The organism is Pseudomonas sp. EA_5y_Pfl2_R50, from assembly GCF_963970475.1.
Classification (GTDB): domain Bacteria; phylum Pseudomonadota; class Gammaproteobacteria; order Pseudomonadales; family Pseudomonadaceae; genus Aquipseudomonas.
Genome location: NZ_CAXAPT010000008.1, coordinates 174,767 through 192,565, shown reverse-complemented (window position 1 = coordinate 192,565; position 17,799 = coordinate 174,767). Strand labels below are relative to the sequence as shown.

Below are 17,799 nucleotides of genomic sequence, written 5' to 3'. Positions count from 1 at the left end.
TCCCGTGAACATAAATAGAAAGTTCGTAACGTGATGATTGAAAAAATTGGCTTCCCGATCAGCCAGTTACAGCGTATTTCGCGCGCGATTGCTGGCACTTTGCAAACTATTCGTCGATTAGTGTGTCGATAAAAACGGGCATTGTAAGAAGGTGTTTCGCGCAGGACGCGTTTTGCTGATTTACACTGCGTACACCAACCTCATCTGTAACAAGGAAATAACCTATGGGCGTGCTAAGTGAGTTCAAGGCCTTCGCGGTCAAAGGCAATGTGGTCGACATGGCCGTCGGTATCATCATCGGTGCCGCCTTCGGTAAAATCGTTTCGTCCTTTGTCGGTGACGTGATCATGCCGCCGATCGGCCTGCTGATCGGTGGTGTGGACTTCAGTGACCTTGCCGTCACGCTCAAGGCAGCAGAAGGTACCGCGCCAGCGGTCGTGCTGGCTTACGGCAAATTCATCCAGACCGTTCTCGATTTCATCATCGTCGCCTTTGCGATCTTCATGGGCGTCAAAGCCATCAACCGTCTCAAGCGCGAAGAAGCCGTGGCCCCTACCCTGCCGCCGGTTCCGACCAAAGAAGAGGAACTGCTGGGCGAAATTCGTGACCTGCTCAAGGCACAGAATGATCGGCCCTGAACCCTGCGGTTCAAATGAAAACGGCACCTGCGAGGTGCCGTTTTTTTACCAGTAGTTTTCCACCGCCACCTGGCCCGGCTTGCGGGTCAGGCTCAGGCGCATCTCGCGCAGCTTCAGCAGGGCGCGGGTTTCATCGATCATCTGTGGATTGCCACACAGCATGACCCGCGAGTGTTCAGGTGTCAGCGCCACGCCCGCCGCTCGCTCCAGTTCACCGTTTTCAATGAGGGTGGTGATGCGTCCGTTCAATGCGCCCGGGTACTGCTCCCGTGTCACGGTCGGGATGAATTGCAGCTTGTGCACCTGCTCGGCCAGATAGTCCCGCTCGCGCAGTTGCTCGATCAGTGACACATAAGCCAACTCCCTTGCCTGGCGCACGCTGTAAACCAGAATGATCCGCTCGAACTTTTCCCATACCTCGAAATCCTGCAGGATCGACAGAAACGGCGCCACGCCGGTACCGGTGGACAACAGCCACAGGTCACGCCCGTCGACAAAGCGATCCAGGGTCAGATAACCAAAGGCCTGACGCTCCACCAGCAAGGTATCGCCCACCTGAAGCCGGCTCAGTTCGCTGGTGAACTCACCTCCCGGGACAACGATGGAGAAGAACTCCAGGAACTCGTCGAACGGCGATGACACCATCGAATACGCTCGCCACACAGTGCTGCCATCCGCTTTGGTCACGCCCAGACGTGCGAATTGCCCGGCGCGGAAACGAAACCCGGCATCACGCGTGGTGCGTAGGGTAAACAGGTTTTCGGTTATGGGTTGTACGTCCAGCAAGGTCTGCGCAGTGTACTTCTCTGAGCGGGCGGTCATGGGGCACTCCATCGAACGAATGGCCGCAGTTTCGCGCAAACCGGCGCAATTAAACAACGCCGTTTTGTAATGGTGTTAAATCATTCGCATTAAAAAACTGTAACGACACAGCAACACGGCCACGTGATATGCCACTCACAATATTAAAAAAATCAACCCTCTAATAACTTTTTCATAAAAAGCGATTAGTCCAAAGAGCAAAAAAATCCAAAGTGTTTTGTACGAATCATCCTACACTCTATTCCGTGGCGGATCTCTGGATCCAAAAAGCCCCCCCCCGGATCAAACGACTCAAGGAGAGTTTTTCATGGAAATGTGGAAGGAGTCGCATTTAAAGCAACTGACTTTCGTGAGGGAAATAGAAGCTGCCTACCCTATATTACAAAGGTTCGCCGAAAACATTGGCTTTGACTTCTGCGGTGTAAATTTTACAACGAACAATCGGACTGTCGATTTCAATGCCTTGCAGATCAACAATTACCCTCAAACATTCAACCGCCTTTATGAAAAGAACCACTACAGCAAAGTGGACCCAGCGATATCACACTGCAATCATTCAGTACTGCCAATCGTCTGGAGCAAAGAGGTCTATTCGCAAACCCCGGACTTATGGCATGCGCAGCAAAGTCATGGTCTCAAACACGGTTGGTCGCAATCATTCATCGATGAGCAGACCGGGCTGTGCAGTATCGTAAGCCTCTCCCGGCCACAGCGCCCATTGAGCCCTCTGGAGCTGTACGAGCATTTTGGCTTCATGTTCTACGCGATCAACCATTTGCATGATCTCTTCTCCAGTACCGTGCCCATCCCGCCAGCCAAACCTGCGAAACCACGTCTGTCACCACGAGAGCTGGAGGTGCTGGAACTGTCCGCAGTCGGCAAGACGGCCTATGAAATCTCGAGGATTCTCTGCCTGAGCGAACGCACCGTGAACTATCACGTGCAGAACGTGATTATCAAGCTGAAAGTCTGCAACAAGATCTCGGCAGTCATTGCCGCCGCCCGGATCGGGATAATCTGACGGAACACTTCACTCGGGCCAAAACCTGCGAGTAATTGCCCCGAAAAAAACGTACCATTTGCAACCTTCCTGAGTGATGGCGTCAGAGACTTACACGTCGCAGTTCGCTCGGACGGTTCCGCCGCACCATCCCCTGGGCCGCGGGACACCCGTTGATTACCCTGAGTCCCCGCCCCATGCCTTTGCTCGATACGCCCTTTGCCCAACTCGACCTGATCCGCCAGCCCGAACAACAGAATGAACCGCTGCAAGCCTTCGACGCGGCTGACGAATACCTGCTCAATCATCTCGCCGCGCAACAACCGGCGGCGAACACTCGGGTGCTGGTGCTCAATGACAGCTTTGGCGCCTTGGCTGCCAGCCTGCTGGGCAAGGTCGACGTCAGCAGCAGTGGCGATTCGTATCTTGGCTTTCTGGGGCTGGAAAAGAACCTGTTGCGCAATGGCCGGGCTTTCGATGCCATTCGCGCGATTCCCGCCAGCGAGCCGTTGCTCGGGCCGTTCGACCGAGTGCTGATTCGCGTGCCAAAGACCCTGGCGCTACTGGAAGAACAACTGATCCGCCTGCAAGGGCAACTTGCCCCCGGCGCCGAAGTCATTGCGGCGGCAATGATCAAACACCTGCCCCGTGCGGCGGGTGATTTGCTGGAGCGCTATATCGGCCCGGTGCAAGCCTCGCTGGCGGTGAAGAAAGCCCGACTGCTGATCGCTACGCCCGAGACCAGGACACCGGCCGTCTCACCTTACCCTTCGCGCTATCACCTCGATGAGCCGGCCATCGAACTGCTCAACCACGCCAATGTGTTCTGCCGCGAAGGCCTCGACATCGGCACTCGCGCCTTTCTTCCGCATCTGCCGAAGAACCTCGGCAACGCCCGGGTCGCCGATCTTGGTTGCGGCAACGGCGTGCTGGCCATTGCCAGCGCCCTGCAGAATCCCGACGCCCATTACACGTTGGTCGACGAGTCATTCATGGCGGTGCAATCGGCGGCTGAAAACTGGCGCGCGGCCCTCGGTGAGCGCGAAGTCAGCGTGCGTGCCGGTGATGGGCTCGCCGGTCAGGCTGCGCAATCACTGGATGTGGTGCTGTGCAATCCGCCATTCCATCAGCAACAAGTGGTGGGTGACTTCCTCGCCTGGCGCATGTTCCAGCAGGCGCGCGAAGCCTTGGTGGTGGGCGGCGCGCTGTACATCGTCGGCAACCGTCATCTGGGCTATCACAGCAAACTGGCGCGGTTGTTCCGCGGCGTCGAGCAAGTGGCCGCTACGCCTAAATTCGTGATTCTCAAGGCTCGCAAGTAAGCCCGAGGCAAAAAAAACCCTCCGCGAGGAGGGTTGCAAAGCCGAACCCGAAGGCGCCGGGACGGGATGATTCAGTGAGTGGTCAAGCCTGCGGCGTTCATGAACATGCGCATCAGGCTGGCGGCGATAAACAGCACGCCCACACTGCCGAGCCAGATCAGGGCCAACCAGCCGAGCCGCTGCCACAGCGGTTTTTTTTCGGCTTCTTTAATGTCGTGCAAGGAATGTTTGCCGGGCATTGTTTCGATCCTCAGTCAGATCGATGGCGTCGCAGCCGACGCCATCGCGGGCAAGCCCGCTCCCACAGGTCTAGTGATAACCGTCTTCGTGAGTCACCTTGCCGCGGAACACGTAATAGCTCCAGAAGGTGTAACCCAGAATGAACGGGATAATGAACAGCGTCCCCACCAGCATGAAGCCCTGACTTTGCGGCGGTGCGGCGGCGTCCCAGATCGAGATCGACGGTGGCACGATATTCGGCCACAGGCTGATGCCCAGGCCGCTGTAGCCGAGGAAGATCAGCACCAGGGTCAGCAGGAACGGCATGTAGTTGGCGTTGCGCGCCACGGCGCGGATCAGACCGTACATCGTGACCAACACCAGAATCGGCACCGGCATGAACCAGAACAGGTTCGGCATGCTGAACCAGCGGGTTGCGATATCCGGATGAGCCATCGGCGTCCAGAGACTGACAATACCGATCACGGCCAGCAGGACGAAGGCCAACGGCCGTGCCAGGTCATGCATCTGCTCCTGAAGCTTGCCTTCGGTCTTCATGATCAACCAGGTGCAGCCGAGCAAGGCATACGCCACCACCAGCGCGGCACCGCAGAACAGCGTGAACGGTGTCAGCCAGTCCAGTGAGCCACCAGCGAACTGCCGATTGACCACTGGCAACCCGTCGATGAACGCCCCGAGCGCCACACCCTGGAAGAACGTTGCTGCGACCGACCCGCCGATGAACGCTTTGTCCCACAAATGACGCTTGTCATCCTTGGCCTTGAAGCGGAACTCGAACGCCACACCACGAAAGATCAGACCGATAAGCATGAAGATCAATGGCAGGTACAGCGCCGACAACACCACCGAATAAGCCAGCGGGAAGGCGCCGAACAAAGCTGCACCGCCCAGTACCAGCCAGGTTTCGTTGCCGTCCCAGACCGGGGCGACGGTGTTCATCATCACGTCGCGGTCGACTTTGCCGGGAATGAACGGGAAGAGAATCCCGATGCCCAGGTCGAAGCCGTCCATGACCACGTACATCATGATGCCGAAGATGATGATCACGGCCCAGATCAGCGGAAGATCAATACCCATGAGTCAAATCTCCTTGGTCAGACTGGGGGTGTCGTCGTGATCGGCATCGGCCGAATCGTCGGCAGCGGACAACGGACGCGCCGGTGTACGTTGCTTGCCTGGACCACCGTCCGGCGTTTCCGTGCCCTCGCTGATCTTCGGCCCCTTGCGCACCAGACGCATCATGTAGCCGAGACCTGCGCCGAACAGAGCGAAATACACCACCACAAACATGATCAGCGTGATGCTCATCTGCATGAAGCTGTGGTTGGAGGACGCATCCGCCGTGCGCATCAGGCCGTAGACGACCCAGGGCTGACGACCGATTTCAGTGGTGAACCAACCGGCGAGAATCGCAATCAGCCCGGACGGCCCCATCCACAGCGCCAGATACAGGAACGGTCGCGAGGTGTAGAGCGAATCACGCTTGCGCAGCCACAGGCTCCACAGCCCGGTGAAGATCATCAGGAACCCGAGGCCGACCATGATCCGGAACGACCAGAACACGATGGTCGAATTCGGCCGGTCTTCCGGCGGGAACTCCTTGAGTGCCGGCACTTGCTTGTCCAGCGAGTGGGTCAGAATCAGGCTGCCGAGGTAAGGGATCTCCACGGCGTACCTGGTTCTCTCTTCTTTCATGTCCGGCCAGCCGAACAGGATCAGCGGCGTCGCTTCGTCGCCTTTGTTTTCCCAGTGACCTTCGATCGCGGCGATTTTCGCCGGCTGATGCTTGAGGGTGTTCAGGCCATGGAAGTCGCCGATGACCGCTTGAATCGGCGCGACGATCAGCGCCATCCACATTGCCATCGACAGCATGGTGCGAATGGCCGGATTGTCCTTGCCGCGCAGCAAGTGCCAGGCTGCCGACGAGCCGACGAAGAACGCCGTGGCGACGAACGCCGCTGTCGCCATGTGCATCAGGCGGTACGGGAACGACGGGTTGAAAATGATCGCCAGCCAGTCCGTCGGGATCACCTGACCGTTGACGATCTCGAACCCCTGCGGGGTCTGCATCCAGCTGTTGGAGGCGAGAATCCAGAACGTCGAAATCAGCGTACCGATGGCCACCATCACGGTGGAAAAGAAGTGCAGACCGCGTCCGACTTTGTTCCAGCCAAACAGCATGACGCCGAGGAAACCGGCCTCGAGGAAAAACGCCGTGAGCACTTCATAGGTCAGCAGCGGCCCGGTGACGGCGCCAGCGAAGTCCGAGAAGCGGCTCCAGTTGGTGCCGAACTGGTAGGCCATGACCAACCCGGAGACCACACCCATGCCGAAGTTGACGGCAAAGATCTTCGACCAGAAATGGTAGAGGTCACGGTAGGTGTCGTTGCGGGTTTTCAGCCACAGGCCTTCGAGCACCGCAAGGTAACTCGCCAGGCCGATGGTGATGGCAGGGAACAGGATGTGGAACGAGATGGTGAACGCGAACTGAATTCGGGCGAGATCTAGTGCCTCTAAACCGAACATATGGCTTCCTCTGTCAGGTAAAACCGGCTGCGGGGCTTTTGGCCCCTGCACCTACTGCCCCCACGGATATGGAGTGCGGCGAATTCGGATTCGTTCTTTTTTTACAACCATCGCAACGCAGGGAGTCTGATCAAGTCCGTTTTGGGTCTTGATCTGGATCAAGCAACGTTGAAAGAGTAGTCCCATTTTTGCCGTTGAACTGCGTGGTCGTTTGCCGCGTGACAAGTTGCCTCACTGCCCCAGCAAGGTTGTGCAGCGGATTTCCTGCGGCGAGCCCGAAGAAATCGATGTCTGGCTGACTGAATTTTTTGTCATAGCAACTTCCTGTTACAGACTGGTGATAACCTCGCGGTTTAAATCGAGCCAGACCTGCCTTCAGATGCCCAGCCAAGAGCCCCTGCTGTTACGTCACCATCGTCCGTTTCTCGCTTTCTGGTTCGCACGGATTTTTACCGCGAGCGGTTTCCAAATGCTCACCGTGGCGATTGGCTGGAACCTCTACCAATTGACCGGCAACGTCCTCGATCTGGGGCTGGTCGGGCTGGTCGAATTCGCTCCGCGTGTGCTGTTCATGCTGCACACCGGGCATGTCGCTGATCGCTATGACCGACGCAAAGTAGCCGCGATCTGCCAGTCGCTGCAGGCATTGATCGCCCTGGCGCTGGCCATCGGCAGCGCCACCGATCACGTCACTCGCGAGATGATCTTCATCCTCGCCTTCCTGCTTGGCGCCGCGCGTTCGTTCGAGATGCCAACCACACAGGCGTTGCTGCCCAGTATTGTGCCCAGCGCGCTCTTTCCCCGGGCCGTCGCGGCGGCGCAATCGGCGCAGCAGTCGGCAACCATCGTCGCCCCGGCGCTGGGCGGCTTGCTCTACGCGTTCGGCAGTGTCTGGGTGTATGGCCCGACCGTGTTGCTCTACGTCATTGCCTGCACCTTGATGCTCAACCTGCCCGCGCGGCAAACGCCGCTGAACAAAGGCAAAGCCACGCTGAACTCTTTACTGGCCGGGATTCGCTTCATTCGCAGCCGCCCGGACATTCTCGGGGCGATTTCGCTGGATTTGTTTGCAGTGCTGCTCGGCGGAGCCACGGCTTTGCTGCCGGTATTCGCCAAGGACATCCTGCTGACCGGGCCATGGGGCCTCGGCCTGCTGCGCTCGGCACCGGCGGTCGGCGCACTGGGGATGTCACTGTTTCTTGCGCGGTTTGCGGTGGAGCGCAATGTGGGTCGGGTGATGTTCACCGCCGTCGGCATTTTCGGCGTCGCGACCATCGCTTTCGGACTCTCAACCTCGTTCTGGTTCTCCCTCGCGGTGCTGGTGGTGCTCGGCGCGGCGGACATGATCAGCATGGTGATCCGCGCCTCCTTCGTCCAACTGGAGACACCGGACGAAATGCGCGGCCGGGTCAGCGCGGTCAACGGCCTGTTCATCGGCGCTTCGAATCAACTGGGGGAATTCGAATCCGGGCTCACCGCACACTGGTTCGGCACCGTGCCAGCAGTAGTCATGGGCGGGATAGGCACGCTGGTGGTGACGGGGACGTGGATCAAGCTGTTTCCGACACTGGCGAACCGGGACCGGATGCATGTGCCGGTGCAAGAGGTGAAGGTCTGACGCCAATTGGATTTATAACGCCCCCGCCACCTTCGCCCGCAAGGCCTTGCCACCCAGTTGCTCGACCAGCGTCAAGGCAAATTCCAGCGCAGCGCTGGAGCCTTGAGCTGTGACGCAATTGCCATCGACCACCACCGGTTGATCAACAAACGTACAACCCGACAGTTGATGACTCGCGCCGGGCAAACAGGTCATGCGCCGCTGGCGCAGGACGCCAAAGGTTTGCAGGGCGACGGCCGGGGATTCGGCGATGCCGGCGAACAGGCGTCCGGCGCTGGCCTGATCCTTGAGCACCTGTTGCAGCGGTTGGTGCGCGGCCAGGTGTTGCGAACCAACGGCGCCGCCGGGCAGGACGATCAGGTCGAAGGTTTGCGCCAGTACATCGACCAGCATGCCGTCGGCGGTCAGGCGTGTGCCACGGGCGCAGGTGAGCATGCGCCGTCCTTCAATACTGGCCGCCATCACTTCGATGCCGGCCCTGCGCAGCACGTCGATCAGGGTCACGCTTTGCAGATCATCGATGCCCTCGGCGAGGGTAATCAGGGCTCTAAAGGTCATGGGCGTCATCCGCTGGGTGATCTTCCAAGCGTAGTCAGCTTTGTCCGGCCCTGTTCGCAGACTGTCGTTACTTGATGTAAAGCTGGGTCGACATCGTGTTGCGTGGCGCGTTGATCGAGGTGTTGCTGAAGCTGAAGGTGCCTGCCTGCTTGCCCGCCAGATCGAAGGTATAAAGAGACCCCACGGTGTTGCGGCCCGGGGTGCACTCGGTCAGGTTGCCATTATCAAAGGCACAGACCGGCGCCCGGGTGCCGTTCACCTCGAAACCATCCAGAGTGGCATGCGGCTGGTTCTGGCCGTATCCGACTTCCAGAACATAGACCTTGATGCTCGGTCCGTTGTGATTGCATTGGGTCTGGGTCTGGCCATCACCGATGTCTTCCAGACCACAGGCCGGCGATTGCACCTTGATCACTTTCACTTGGGTCAACGGCTCCGCCGAGGCCGCCAACACCGATGGCGTCGCGGCCATCAGCGTTGCAATCAAACCCGGAATCTTCATCCAGCACCTGCTCATGCGCTTCCCGCCCCGAAAAAATCAGCGCGCAGTATGGCGCAGTTGGCCTCAACGCAAAACTTCGCCGATGATCGACACCAACAACCGCCATATTCCTCACGCTGCTGGTATGATGCGCGGCTTTTTCCGGCCCACCACAATTTTTCAGGCGCGAGCAACGGTCTGTGCTTTGCTGTTGAGGTCGATACATTCACGGCGCTACGCGCGCCACGGGGAGCAGACATGCTGGAAAGGCTGTTTCAACTCAAGGCACACAACACCAACGTGCGCACCGAGATTCTCGCGGGCATCACGACTTTCCTGGCCATGGCCTACATTCTGTTCGTCAACCCGAGCATTCTCGGCGAGACCGGCATGGACAAGGGTGCGGTGTTTGTCGCCACCTGTCTGGCCGCCGCCATCGGCTCGGCGACCATGGGCCTGATCGCCAACTACCCGATTGCCCTTGCTCCGGGCATGGGTCTGAACGCCTTCTTCACCTACACCGTGGTTCTGCACATGGGCCACACCTGGCAAGTGGCGCTGGGCGCGGTGTTCATCTCGGCGGTGTGCTTCTTCCTGCTGTCGATCTTCCGCATCCGTGAATGGATCATCAACAGCATTCCGCTGCCGCTGCGCTCGGCGATTGCCGCCGGTATCGGCCTGTTTCTGGCGCTGATCGCCCTGCACAACGCCGGCATCGTGGTCAGCAACCCGGCGACCATGGTCGGCCTCGGTGATCTGAAAGCCCCGGCACCGATCCTCGCCACCCTCGGCTTCGCCCTGATCGTCGCCCTCGAAGCACTGAAAGTGCGCGGCGCCGTGCTGATCGGCATTCTGGCAGTGACCATCATTTCCATCGCCATGGGCTTCACCCCATTCGGCGGCGTGACTTCGATGCCACCTTCGCTGGCCCCGACGTTCATGCAACTGGACATCAAAGGCGCACTGGACATCGGTCTGGTCAGCGTGATTTTCGCCTTCCTGTTCGTCGACCTGTTCGACAACTCCGGCACCCTGATCGGCGTCGCCAAGCGCGCCGGCCTGATGGGCAAGGACGGCCACATGCCGAAAATGGGTCGCGCACTGATCGCCGACAGCACCGCGGCCATGGCCGGCTCGCTGCTGGGCACGTCGACCACCACCAGCTACATCGAATCCGCTGCCGGCGTCAGCGCTGGCGGCCGTACCGGTTTGACCGCCATCGTCGTGGCGATCCTGTTCCTGCTGGCGCTGTTCTTCTCGCCACTGGCATCCAGCGTTCCGGCGTTCGCCACGGCACCGGCCCTGCTGTTCGTCGCCGTGTTGATGACGTCGGGCCTGGCGGAAATAGACTGGGAAGACATTACCGTCGCCGCGCCGGTCGTCGTGACCGCGCTGGCCATGCCGTTCACGTATTCGATTGCCAACGGCATCGCCTTCGGCTTCATCGCCTGGACCGCGATCAAGCTGCTGTCGGGCCGTGCCCGTGAACTGAACCCGGCGCTGGTGATTCTGTCGATTCTGTTCGTGATCAAGTTGGGTTGGTTCAACGCATGACTTTCGATTCCCAGGCTTACGCCGAGCAACTTGAAGCCAAGGTCACGCGCCTGCGTGATCTGCTGGCGCCGTTCGATGCCCCCGAGCCGACCGTGTTCGACTCGCCGCTGCAGAACTTCCGTCTGCGCGCCGAATTCCGTCTGTGGCGCGAGGGCGGCGAGCGGCATTACGCGATGTTCTCCCAGGACGACAAACGCACGCCGATCCTCATCGAGGAATTCCCGATTGCCAGCCTGCGCATCAACCAGTTGATGCCGCAGTTGAAGGCTGCGTGGCAGGCCAGTTCGGCGCTGAGCCACAAGTTGTTTCAGGTCGAGTTTCTGACCACGCTGTCCGGTGATGCGATGATCACCCTGTGCTATCACCGTCCGCTGGACGAACACTGGCATGCGGCAGCGACCAGGCTGTCGGCGGATCTGGGCGTCAGCATCATTGGTCGTTCGAAAGGCAAACGCGAAGTGCTCGGCCTCGATTACGTGGTCGAAAAACTCGACGTCGGCGGCCGCACCTTCAGTTATCGCCAGCCGGAAGGCGCGTTCACACAGCCCAACGGCACCGTGAACCAGAAGATGCTGAACTGGGCATACGAAGCGCTGGGTGATCGCAACGACGATCTGCTGGAGTTGTACTGCGGCAACGGCAACTTCACCCTGCCGCTCGCAACCCGCGTGCGCAAAGTTCTGGCCACGGAAATCAGCAAGACCTCGGTCAACGCGGCCTTGAGCAACCTCAGCGAAAACGCTGTGGATAACGTTACCCTGGTGCGCTTGTCTGCCGAAGAGCTGACCGAAGCGCTCAACGAAGTGCGTCCGTTTCGCCGTCTGCAAGGCATCGACCTGAAAAGCTACGAGTTCGGCAGCGTCTTCGTCGACCCGCCACGCGCCGGCATGGACCCGGACACCTGCGAGCTGACCCGGCGTTTCGACAACATTCTGTACATCTCCTGCAACCCGGAAACCCTGGCGGCCAACATCGCCCAGTTGCACGACACGCACCGCATCACCCAGTGCGCGTTGTTCGACCAGTTCCCGTGGACGCATCACATGGAGTCCGGCGTACTGCTGACTCGCCGCTGAAAGCCGATGCGGGAAACAGAAAGCCGTCGTGATTGACGGCTTTTTTGTGGGTGCTCGCTTTTGATTGTGCGATCACCGAACAAAATTCACCGAGGCAAACTTCGTTCAATTGACCCATGTAACCATCTAGTACATTTTATCTCCACAGGCTGAAACCCTCGGCCAAAGCCAAAAACAATAAGTGGAGTTACCCCTCATGCCCCCTATCGTTCTGGTGCTCAACGGCCCGAACCTGAACCTGCTCGGCACCCGCGAGCCGGCGACTTACGGTCACGAAACCCTGGCGGATATTTCTGCGCTGTGCGGGCGCGCTGCAGAGGAATTCGGCCTGGCCGTGGAGTTTCGCCAGACCAATCACGAAGGCGAACTGCTCGACTGGATTCACGCGGCTCGCGGCCGTTGCGCCGGGATCGTGATCAATCCGGCGGCGTGGACACACACGTCGGTGGCGATTCGCGATGCACTGGTAGCCAGTGAATTGCCGGTGATCGAAGTGCACCTGTCCAACGTTCACGCTCGCGAACCGTTCCGTCATCACTCGTTCGTCTCGGCCATCGCCACGGCGGTGATGTGCGGGTTCGGCAGTCACGGCTATCGATTGGCACTCGAACATTTCAGCCAGCGGCTGAAGGGGTAACGCGCATGTCTCGCTCTAACGTAATACTCGCCGGGCTGATTGGCGCTGGCATTCAGGCATCTCGCACGCCTGCGTTGCATGAGCACGAAGGCGATGCCCAGGGCATGCGTTATCTGTATCGCCTGATCGATCTCGATCAACTGAAAATAGATAGCACGGCCCTGCCGGATCTGCTGCTGGCGGCGCAACGGATGAACTACACCGGGCTGAACATTACATTTCCTTGCAAGCAGGCCATTATCCCGCTGCTCGATGAGCTGTCGCCTGAGGCGCGGGGCATCGGCGCGGTGAATACGGTGGTGTTGAAGGACGGAAAGCGTGTCGGCCACAACACTGACTGCCTCGGTTTCGCCGAAGGTTTTCGCCGTGGTCTGAAGGACGCCGCCCGCGAGCGTGTCGTCCAGATGGGTGCCGGAGGCGCAGGCGCGGCAGTGGCCCACGCGCTGTTGGCGGAAGGCGTGCAGCAACTGAGCATTTTCGACGTCGACAGTGAGCGCGCAGAGAGCCTGGCGAACAATCTCAACCAGCATTTCGGCTACGGCCGTGCAGTCGCCGGGCGGGATCTGCCGAGCACGCTGGATCAGGCCGATGGCCTGGTCAACACCACGCCGATGGGCATGGCCAAACTGCCGGGCATGCCGGTGCCGGTCGAGTTGCTGCGCAAGGAACTGTGGGTGGCGGAGATTGTGTACTTCCCCCTGGAAACCGAACTGTTGCGCAACGCCCGCGCGCTGGGTTGCCGGACGCTGGACGGCGGCAACATGGCAGTGTTTCAGGCAGTAAAGGCGTTTGAATTGTTCAGCGGTGTGGCGCCGGACGCGCAGCGCATGCTGGCGCATTTTCAAAGCATGAATGGCTAAAAACCTGTGGGAGCGAGCCTGCTCGCGAAGACGTACCTTCAGTCAACATATTTACTGACTGACACATCGCTTTCGCGAGCAGGCTCGCTCCCACGGGGACGATATCAGGCTTGCAGGTAGCGCAACACCGACTCGCAAATCATCTCGCGATGCCGCTGCTTGATGCTTTCATCCGGCAGATCGATCTGAAAAATCTCGCCAAACGTGTGCCGGTTCGACACGCGGTAGAAGCAGAACGAACTGATCAACAAATGCACATCCAGCGCATCCAGCCCCGCACGGAAAACCCCTTCAGCAGCACCACGACGCAAAATCTCGCCGAGTGAATCGAGGATGGTGTTGTTCATCGCCTTGATCGCGTCGGAACGCTTCACATATTCAGCATTGTGGATGTTTTCGATGCTGACGATGCGCACGAAATCGACGTTGAGATCGTGGTGATCGAAGGTGAATTCGACCAATCGACGAATCGCGTCCACCGGCGCCAACTCCGCCAGATGCAGACGGTTCTCGGTCGTGCGGATGTCGCCGTAAAGTTTCTCCAGCACTTCAACGTACAACTGCTCCTTGCTGCCGAAGTAGTAATAGATCATGCGTTTGGAGGTGTGGATACGCTCAGCGATCGCGTCGACGCGAGCACCGGACAAACCTTGCTGGACGAACTCGACGATCGCCTCTTGCAGGATGTTCTCGCGAGTTTTTTCCGGGTTGTTCTTGCGACTCTTGCGCGGCTCTGCAGCGGAAACTTCAGTAGCTGCGGAAAGTTCTGTATTCATCGTCATTGCGGGCTCACGGCCATCACTGCACAGTCGGCGATTATGGGCCGCGCAGCACAGTGAAGGAAGGCGCGCGGCCCGTGTTTAATCCCGCGTTTACGAATTTCCTACAACTTCGCCTGGCGAACCGTACCACTGCGAGATTTGGCCATCGCCGCCAGTCGCACCGCAACGTTCGCCGCGCCGTATCCGGCATAGCCGTTTTTACGCTGAATGATCTCGAAGAAGAAGCGCCCTTCGAACGGCTCGGTGTAGACGTGGAACAACTCACCACCCTGGGCGTCGCGGTCGTACAAGACGTTGTAGTACGCCAGTTCGCTGAGGAATTCGTCGTCGAAATCAAAGCGCGCGGCAAGGTCGTCGTAGTAGTTGAGCGGGATATCCAGCAACGGCACGCCAGCCTCTTTCGCGCGACTGACTTCGGCGAAGATGTCGTCACAATCGAAGGCGATGTGATGCACCCCGGAGCCGCGATAGCTGGACAGCGCATGGGAAATCGCGGTGTTGCGGTTCTCGGAAATATTCAGCGGCAAACGGATCGAACTGTCGCGGCTGCGCAGCGCGCGGCTCTTCACCAGACCGTATGGGTCGGGCAGCACCACTTCGTCGTCAGCCTCGAAATCCAGCAGGCTTTTATAGAACAGCACCCAACTGTCGAGGCTGTCGGCCGGCAATGCCATGGCCATGTGATCGATACGCTTGAGGCCGCCACGGGCCTGGGCATCCACCCGCAGATTGAAGTCGGTGCCGTAGACATCCGCGTCTTCATCCACCAGATAAATCAGGCTGCCATCGGGTGCGCGCACTGCGGCCAGTTCCAGCTCATTGGGGCCGACCAGTCCGCGATAGGGCTGGCCTTTGTAGGCGACAGCGCGGGCCAGGGCACTGGCGCTGTCCTTGACCCGCACGGCGGTGGCGCACAGCGACGGGCCGTGAGCCTCGAAAAAGCTGTGCGCAAACGAATAGGGTTCAGAGTTGAGGATCAGGTTGATGTCGCCCTGACGCAACAGGCTCACGCTCTTGGAGCGGTGCTGTCCGGCCTTGACGAAACCGAGGCGTTCCAGCCAATGACCGAGTTTCGCGCCAAGCGCTTCATCGACGGCGAACTCGAGAAACTCGACACCGTTGTACTCGCTGGCCTTCGGCGTTTCGAACAGGATTTCGCGGTTCGCCACAGGCGTGGCTTCTTGCTCCAGGCGCTGACGGGTCTTCTCTTCCAGATACAGCAGCGAACGCAAACCATCAGCAGCGTTGGCCCGTGGCGGCGCGGCGCGGAAGCCGTCGTTGAAGATTTCCAGCGACAACGGTCCGGTGTAGCCACTCTGAATGATGGGGGCGAGGAAGCCTGGCAGATCGAACTCACCCTGCCCCGGGAAGCAACGGAAATGTCGGCTCCACTCCAGAACATCCATCTGCAGGATCGGCGCATCGGCCATTTGCACGAAGAAGATCTTGTCGCCCGGAATGTCGGCGATGGCGCGCGGATCGCCCTTCAACGACAGCGTATGAAAGCTGTCGAGCAACACGCCGAGGCTCGGATGATCGGCCTGACGCACGATGTCCCAGACCTGTTGATAAGTGTTGACGTGACGACCCCAGGCCAACGCTTCATAACCAATGCGCAAACCCCGCGCGCCGGCGCGTTCGGCCAGCAGGCGCAGGTCATCGACCAGCACCTGCTGATCGCCAACGCTGTCGGCCGAGGCATTGCTGCAAACCAGCACCAGGTCGGTGCCCAGTTCCTGCATCAGGTCGAACTTGCGTTCAGCCCGCTCCAGATTGCGCGCCAGGCGATCACGGCGGCAGCCTTCGAAATCGCGGAACGGCTGAAACAGGGTGATGGCGATGCCGAGATCGGCGCACATCTGTTTAATTTCGCGCGGGCTACCGTCGTAGTACAGGAGGTCGTTTTCGAAAATTTCCACCCCGTCGAACCCGGCGGCGGCGATGGCTTCGAGTTTTTCCGGCAGGGTGCCGCTCAATGAAACGGTGGCAATGGAACGCTGCATGCTTCAACTCCCGGACTGCGCCGTTTTAATGCAAGAGCTGCCGAAGACTGCGGTTTTCTGATCCTGAAAAGCCAGGATCGCAGTCCTCGGCAACTCCTGCACAGGATGGTTTTTGTAGTGAGTGAAATTATTGGCTGCATCGAACGTGGCAGCAATTTAAAGTGTACTACCCGGTTAGTTTTGCGTGCGATTATCGAACACAATGGCGGTTTGGCGAATTGACGATTTTTCGTCCACTGCCCAACATCGACTGCACATTGAGTCCGGCTCTGAACCACCGGTCGCAGCGTGCAATTAAAAGAAGCACACCAAATAACAAATCCAAAAACGGGTGGAACACATGATTCCTTCACAGACTTCCCGCATGGCACCGGCCATGAGCACTGCCACGGGTGGCATCGGCGACAAGATCCGTGGCGCCATGGCTGTCGGCAAGACCCGTTGGGGCATGCTGGCGCTGGTGTTTTTCGCCACTACCCTGAACTACATCGACCGTGCCGCCCTCGGCGTCATGCAGCCGATCCTCGCCAAGGAAATGAGCTGGACGGCGATGGATTACGCCAACATCAACTTCTGGTTTCAGGTCGGCTACGCCATCGGCTTTGTGCTGCAGGGCCGCTTGATCGACCGGGTCGGCGTCAAGCGCGTGTTCTTCTGCGCCGTACTGTTGTGGAGCCTGGCCACCGGTGCCCATGGTCTGGCAACTTCAGCCGTTGGCTTCATGGTCTGCCGATTTATTCTTGGCCTGACTGAAGCGGCCAACTACCCGGCTTGCGTGAAAACCACGCGCCTGTGGTTCCCGGCCGGCGAACGTGCGGTCGCCACCGGCATCTTCAACGCCGGCACCAACGTCGGTGCGATGTTCACGCCGATGCTGCTGCCACTGGTCCTGCACGTCTGGGGCTGGCAAGCGGCGTTCCTGTGCATGGCGGCGCTGGGCGGGATCTGGTTGCTGTTCTGGGGCCTGAAGTACTTCAACCCGGAAGATCACCCGAGCGTGAAACAGTCGGAGCTTGAGTACATCCAGAAAGAAGTCGAACCGGAACAGGCCCGCGTGCCGTTCTCGAAAATCCTGCGCATGCGTGGCACCTGGGCTTTCGCCCTCGCCTACTCGCTGACCGCGCCGGTGTTCTGGTTCTACCTGTACTGGCTGCCGCCGTTTCTCAATCAGCAATACAACCTGGGCATCAACGTCACCCAGATGGGCATTCCGCTGATCATCATTTACGTGACCGCCGACTTCGGCAGCGTCGGTGGCGGCATTCTGTCTTCGTTCCTGATCGGTCGTGGCATGAACCCGATCAAGGCGCGGCTGCTATCAATGTTCCTGTTCGCCTGCTGCATCATCGGTGTCGTGATGGCGGCCGGCTCCGCCAACCTGTGGGTTGCAGTGGCCGCGATTTCCCTGGCCATCGGTGCTCACCAGGCCTGGACCGCGAACATCTGGAGCCTGGTGATGGACTACACGCCCAAGCACATGATGAGCACGGTGTTCGGCTTCGGCGGCATGTGCGCGGCGATTGGCGGGATGTTCATGACCCAGATCGTCGGCCATATCCTCACCGTCACCAACAACAACTACACGGTGTTGTTCACCCTGATTCCGGCGATGTACTTCATTGCGCTGACGTGGATGTACTTCATGGCACCGCGCAAGATTCCTACCGTCACCGAATAAAATA

The 17,799-nt window shown here is 59.2% G+C and carries 17 protein-coding genes; 9 read left to right on the top strand and 8 right to left on the bottom strand.

Annotation, left to right across the window (positions count from 1 at the left end; translation table 11 throughout):
• Positions 1 to 224 precede the first annotated feature (224 nt).
• Positions 225 to 638, top strand: a complete 414-nt coding sequence (gene mscL / locus AACY19_RS15865; RefSeq protein ID WP_339451708.1) for a large-conductance mechanosensitive channel protein MscL — start codon at positions 225 to 227, stop codon at positions 636 to 638.
• Positions 639 to 683: 45 nt separating this feature from the next.
• Here the strand turns inward: mscL and AACY19_RS15860 are convergent, their stop codons facing one another.
• On the bottom strand, positions 684 to 1,460 hold the full coding sequence (locus tag AACY19_RS15860) for a ferredoxin--NADP reductase (RefSeq protein WP_339451707.1): 777 nt from the start codon (positions 1,458 to 1,460) through the stop codon (positions 684 to 686).
• 307 nt (positions 1,461 to 1,767) lie between these two features.
• Here AACY19_RS15860 and AACY19_RS15855 point away from each other — a divergent pair, with 307 nt between their 5' ends.
• Together AACY19_RS15855 and AACY19_RS15850 are read left to right on the top strand one after the other, a co-directional pair.
• A complete protein-coding gene (locus AACY19_RS15855) occupies positions 1,768 to 2,481 on the top strand; it encodes an autoinducer binding domain-containing protein (RefSeq protein WP_339451706.1) in 714 nt (237 codons plus the stop codon).
• A 176-nt stretch (positions 2,482 to 2,657) separates the two neighbouring features.
• Entirely contained in the window at positions 2,658 to 3,782 is a 1,125-nt protein-coding gene (locus AACY19_RS15850; protein ID WP_339451704.1) for a class I SAM-dependent methyltransferase, read from the top strand.
• A gap of 71 nt (positions 3,783 to 3,853) precedes the next feature.
• Here AACY19_RS15850 and AACY19_RS15845 read toward each other — a convergent pair whose 3' ends face one another.
• The 3 genes from AACY19_RS15845 to AACY19_RS15835 form a co-directional block, all read right to left on the bottom strand.
• Positions 3,854 to 4,021, bottom strand: a complete 168-nt coding sequence (locus AACY19_RS15845) for a DUF2474 domain-containing protein (RefSeq protein ID WP_339451702.1) — start codon at positions 4,019 to 4,021, stop codon at positions 3,854 to 3,856.
• 70 nt (positions 4,022 to 4,091) lie between these two features.
• Complete coding sequence (gene cydB, locus AACY19_RS15840) at positions 4,092 to 5,099, bottom strand: cytochrome d ubiquinol oxidase subunit II (RefSeq protein ID WP_339451700.1); 1,008 nt, start codon at positions 5,097 to 5,099, stop codon at positions 4,092 to 4,094.
• Between the two features lie 3 nt (positions 5,100 to 5,102).
• Positions 5,103 to 6,548 (bottom strand): cytochrome ubiquinol oxidase subunit I, encoded by a 1,446-nt coding sequence (locus AACY19_RS15835; RefSeq protein ID WP_339451698.1) that lies wholly within the window; start codon positions 6,546 to 6,548, stop codon positions 5,103 to 5,105.
• Positions 6,549 to 6,927: 379 nt separating this feature from the next.
• On the opposite strand from AACY19_RS15835, the gene AACY19_RS15830 reads away from it, so the two are divergent.
• Positions 6,928 to 8,166, top strand: coding sequence for an MFS transporter (locus tag AACY19_RS15830; RefSeq protein ID WP_339451696.1), 1,239 nt, complete (start codon positions 6,928 to 6,930; stop codon positions 8,164 to 8,166).
• A 12-nt stretch (positions 8,167 to 8,178) separates the two neighbouring features.
• Here the strand turns inward: AACY19_RS15830 and AACY19_RS15825 are convergent, their stop codons facing one another.
• Both AACY19_RS15825 and AACY19_RS15820 read right to left on the bottom strand, forming a co-directional pair.
• Positions 8,179 to 8,724, bottom strand: a complete 546-nt coding sequence (locus AACY19_RS15825; protein ID WP_339451694.1) for a DJ-1 family glyoxalase III — start codon at positions 8,722 to 8,724, stop codon at positions 8,179 to 8,181.
• A 67-nt stretch (positions 8,725 to 8,791) separates the two neighbouring features.
• The gene (locus AACY19_RS15820; RefSeq protein WP_445262310.1) at positions 8,792 to 9,226 is read right to left on the bottom strand and encodes a DUF4879 domain-containing protein; all 435 of its coding nucleotides are present in this window, start codon (positions 9,224 to 9,226) and stop codon (positions 8,792 to 8,794) included.
• A 237-nt stretch (positions 9,227 to 9,463) separates the two neighbouring features.
• Between AACY19_RS15820 and AACY19_RS15815 the strand changes: the two genes are divergently transcribed.
• The 4 genes from AACY19_RS15815 (at position 9,464) to AACY19_RS15800 (ending at position 13,332) form a co-directional block, all read left to right on the top strand.
• Complete coding sequence (locus AACY19_RS15815; RefSeq protein WP_339451690.1) at positions 9,464 to 10,759, top strand: NCS2 family permease; 1,296 nt, start codon at positions 9,464 to 9,466, stop codon at positions 10,757 to 10,759.
• A complete protein-coding gene (trmA, locus tag AACY19_RS15810; protein ID WP_339451688.1) occupies positions 10,756 to 11,835 on the top strand; it encodes a tRNA (uridine(54)-C5)-methyltransferase TrmA in 1,080 nt (359 codons plus the stop codon). Before AACY19_RS15815 ends, trmA begins: the two co-directional genes overlap by 4 nt.
• A gap of 196 nt (positions 11,836 to 12,031) precedes the next feature.
• Positions 12,032 to 12,472: a type II 3-dehydroquinate dehydratase gene (aroQ, locus tag AACY19_RS15805; protein WP_102899935.1), complete on the top strand. Its 441-nt coding sequence runs from the start codon at positions 12,032 to 12,034 to the stop codon at positions 12,470 to 12,472.
• A gap of 5 nt (positions 12,473 to 12,477) precedes the next feature.
• Entirely contained in the window at positions 12,478 to 13,332 is an 855-nt protein-coding gene (locus AACY19_RS15800) for a shikimate dehydrogenase (protein ID WP_339451685.1), read from the top strand.
• A gap of 104 nt (positions 13,333 to 13,436) precedes the next feature.
• Here AACY19_RS15800 and AACY19_RS15795 read toward each other — a convergent pair whose 3' ends face one another.
• Positions 13,437 to 14,114 (bottom strand): TetR family transcriptional regulator, encoded by a 678-nt coding sequence (locus AACY19_RS15795; RefSeq protein ID WP_339451683.1) that lies wholly within the window; start codon positions 14,112 to 14,114, stop codon positions 13,437 to 13,439.
• Positions 14,115 to 14,215: 101 nt separating this feature from the next.
• Positions 14,216 to 16,117, bottom strand: coding sequence for a 3-dehydroshikimate dehydratase QuiC (quiC, locus tag AACY19_RS15790; protein ID WP_339451681.1), 1,902 nt, complete (start codon positions 16,115 to 16,117; stop codon positions 14,216 to 14,218).
• A gap of 340 nt (positions 16,118 to 16,457) precedes the next feature.
• On the opposite strand from quiC, the gene AACY19_RS15785 reads away from it, so the two are divergent.
• Positions 16,458 to 17,795, top strand: coding sequence for an MFS transporter (locus AACY19_RS15785; protein ID WP_339451679.1), 1,338 nt, complete (start codon positions 16,458 to 16,460; stop codon positions 17,793 to 17,795).
• Positions 17,796 to 17,799: the final 4 nt, after the last annotated feature.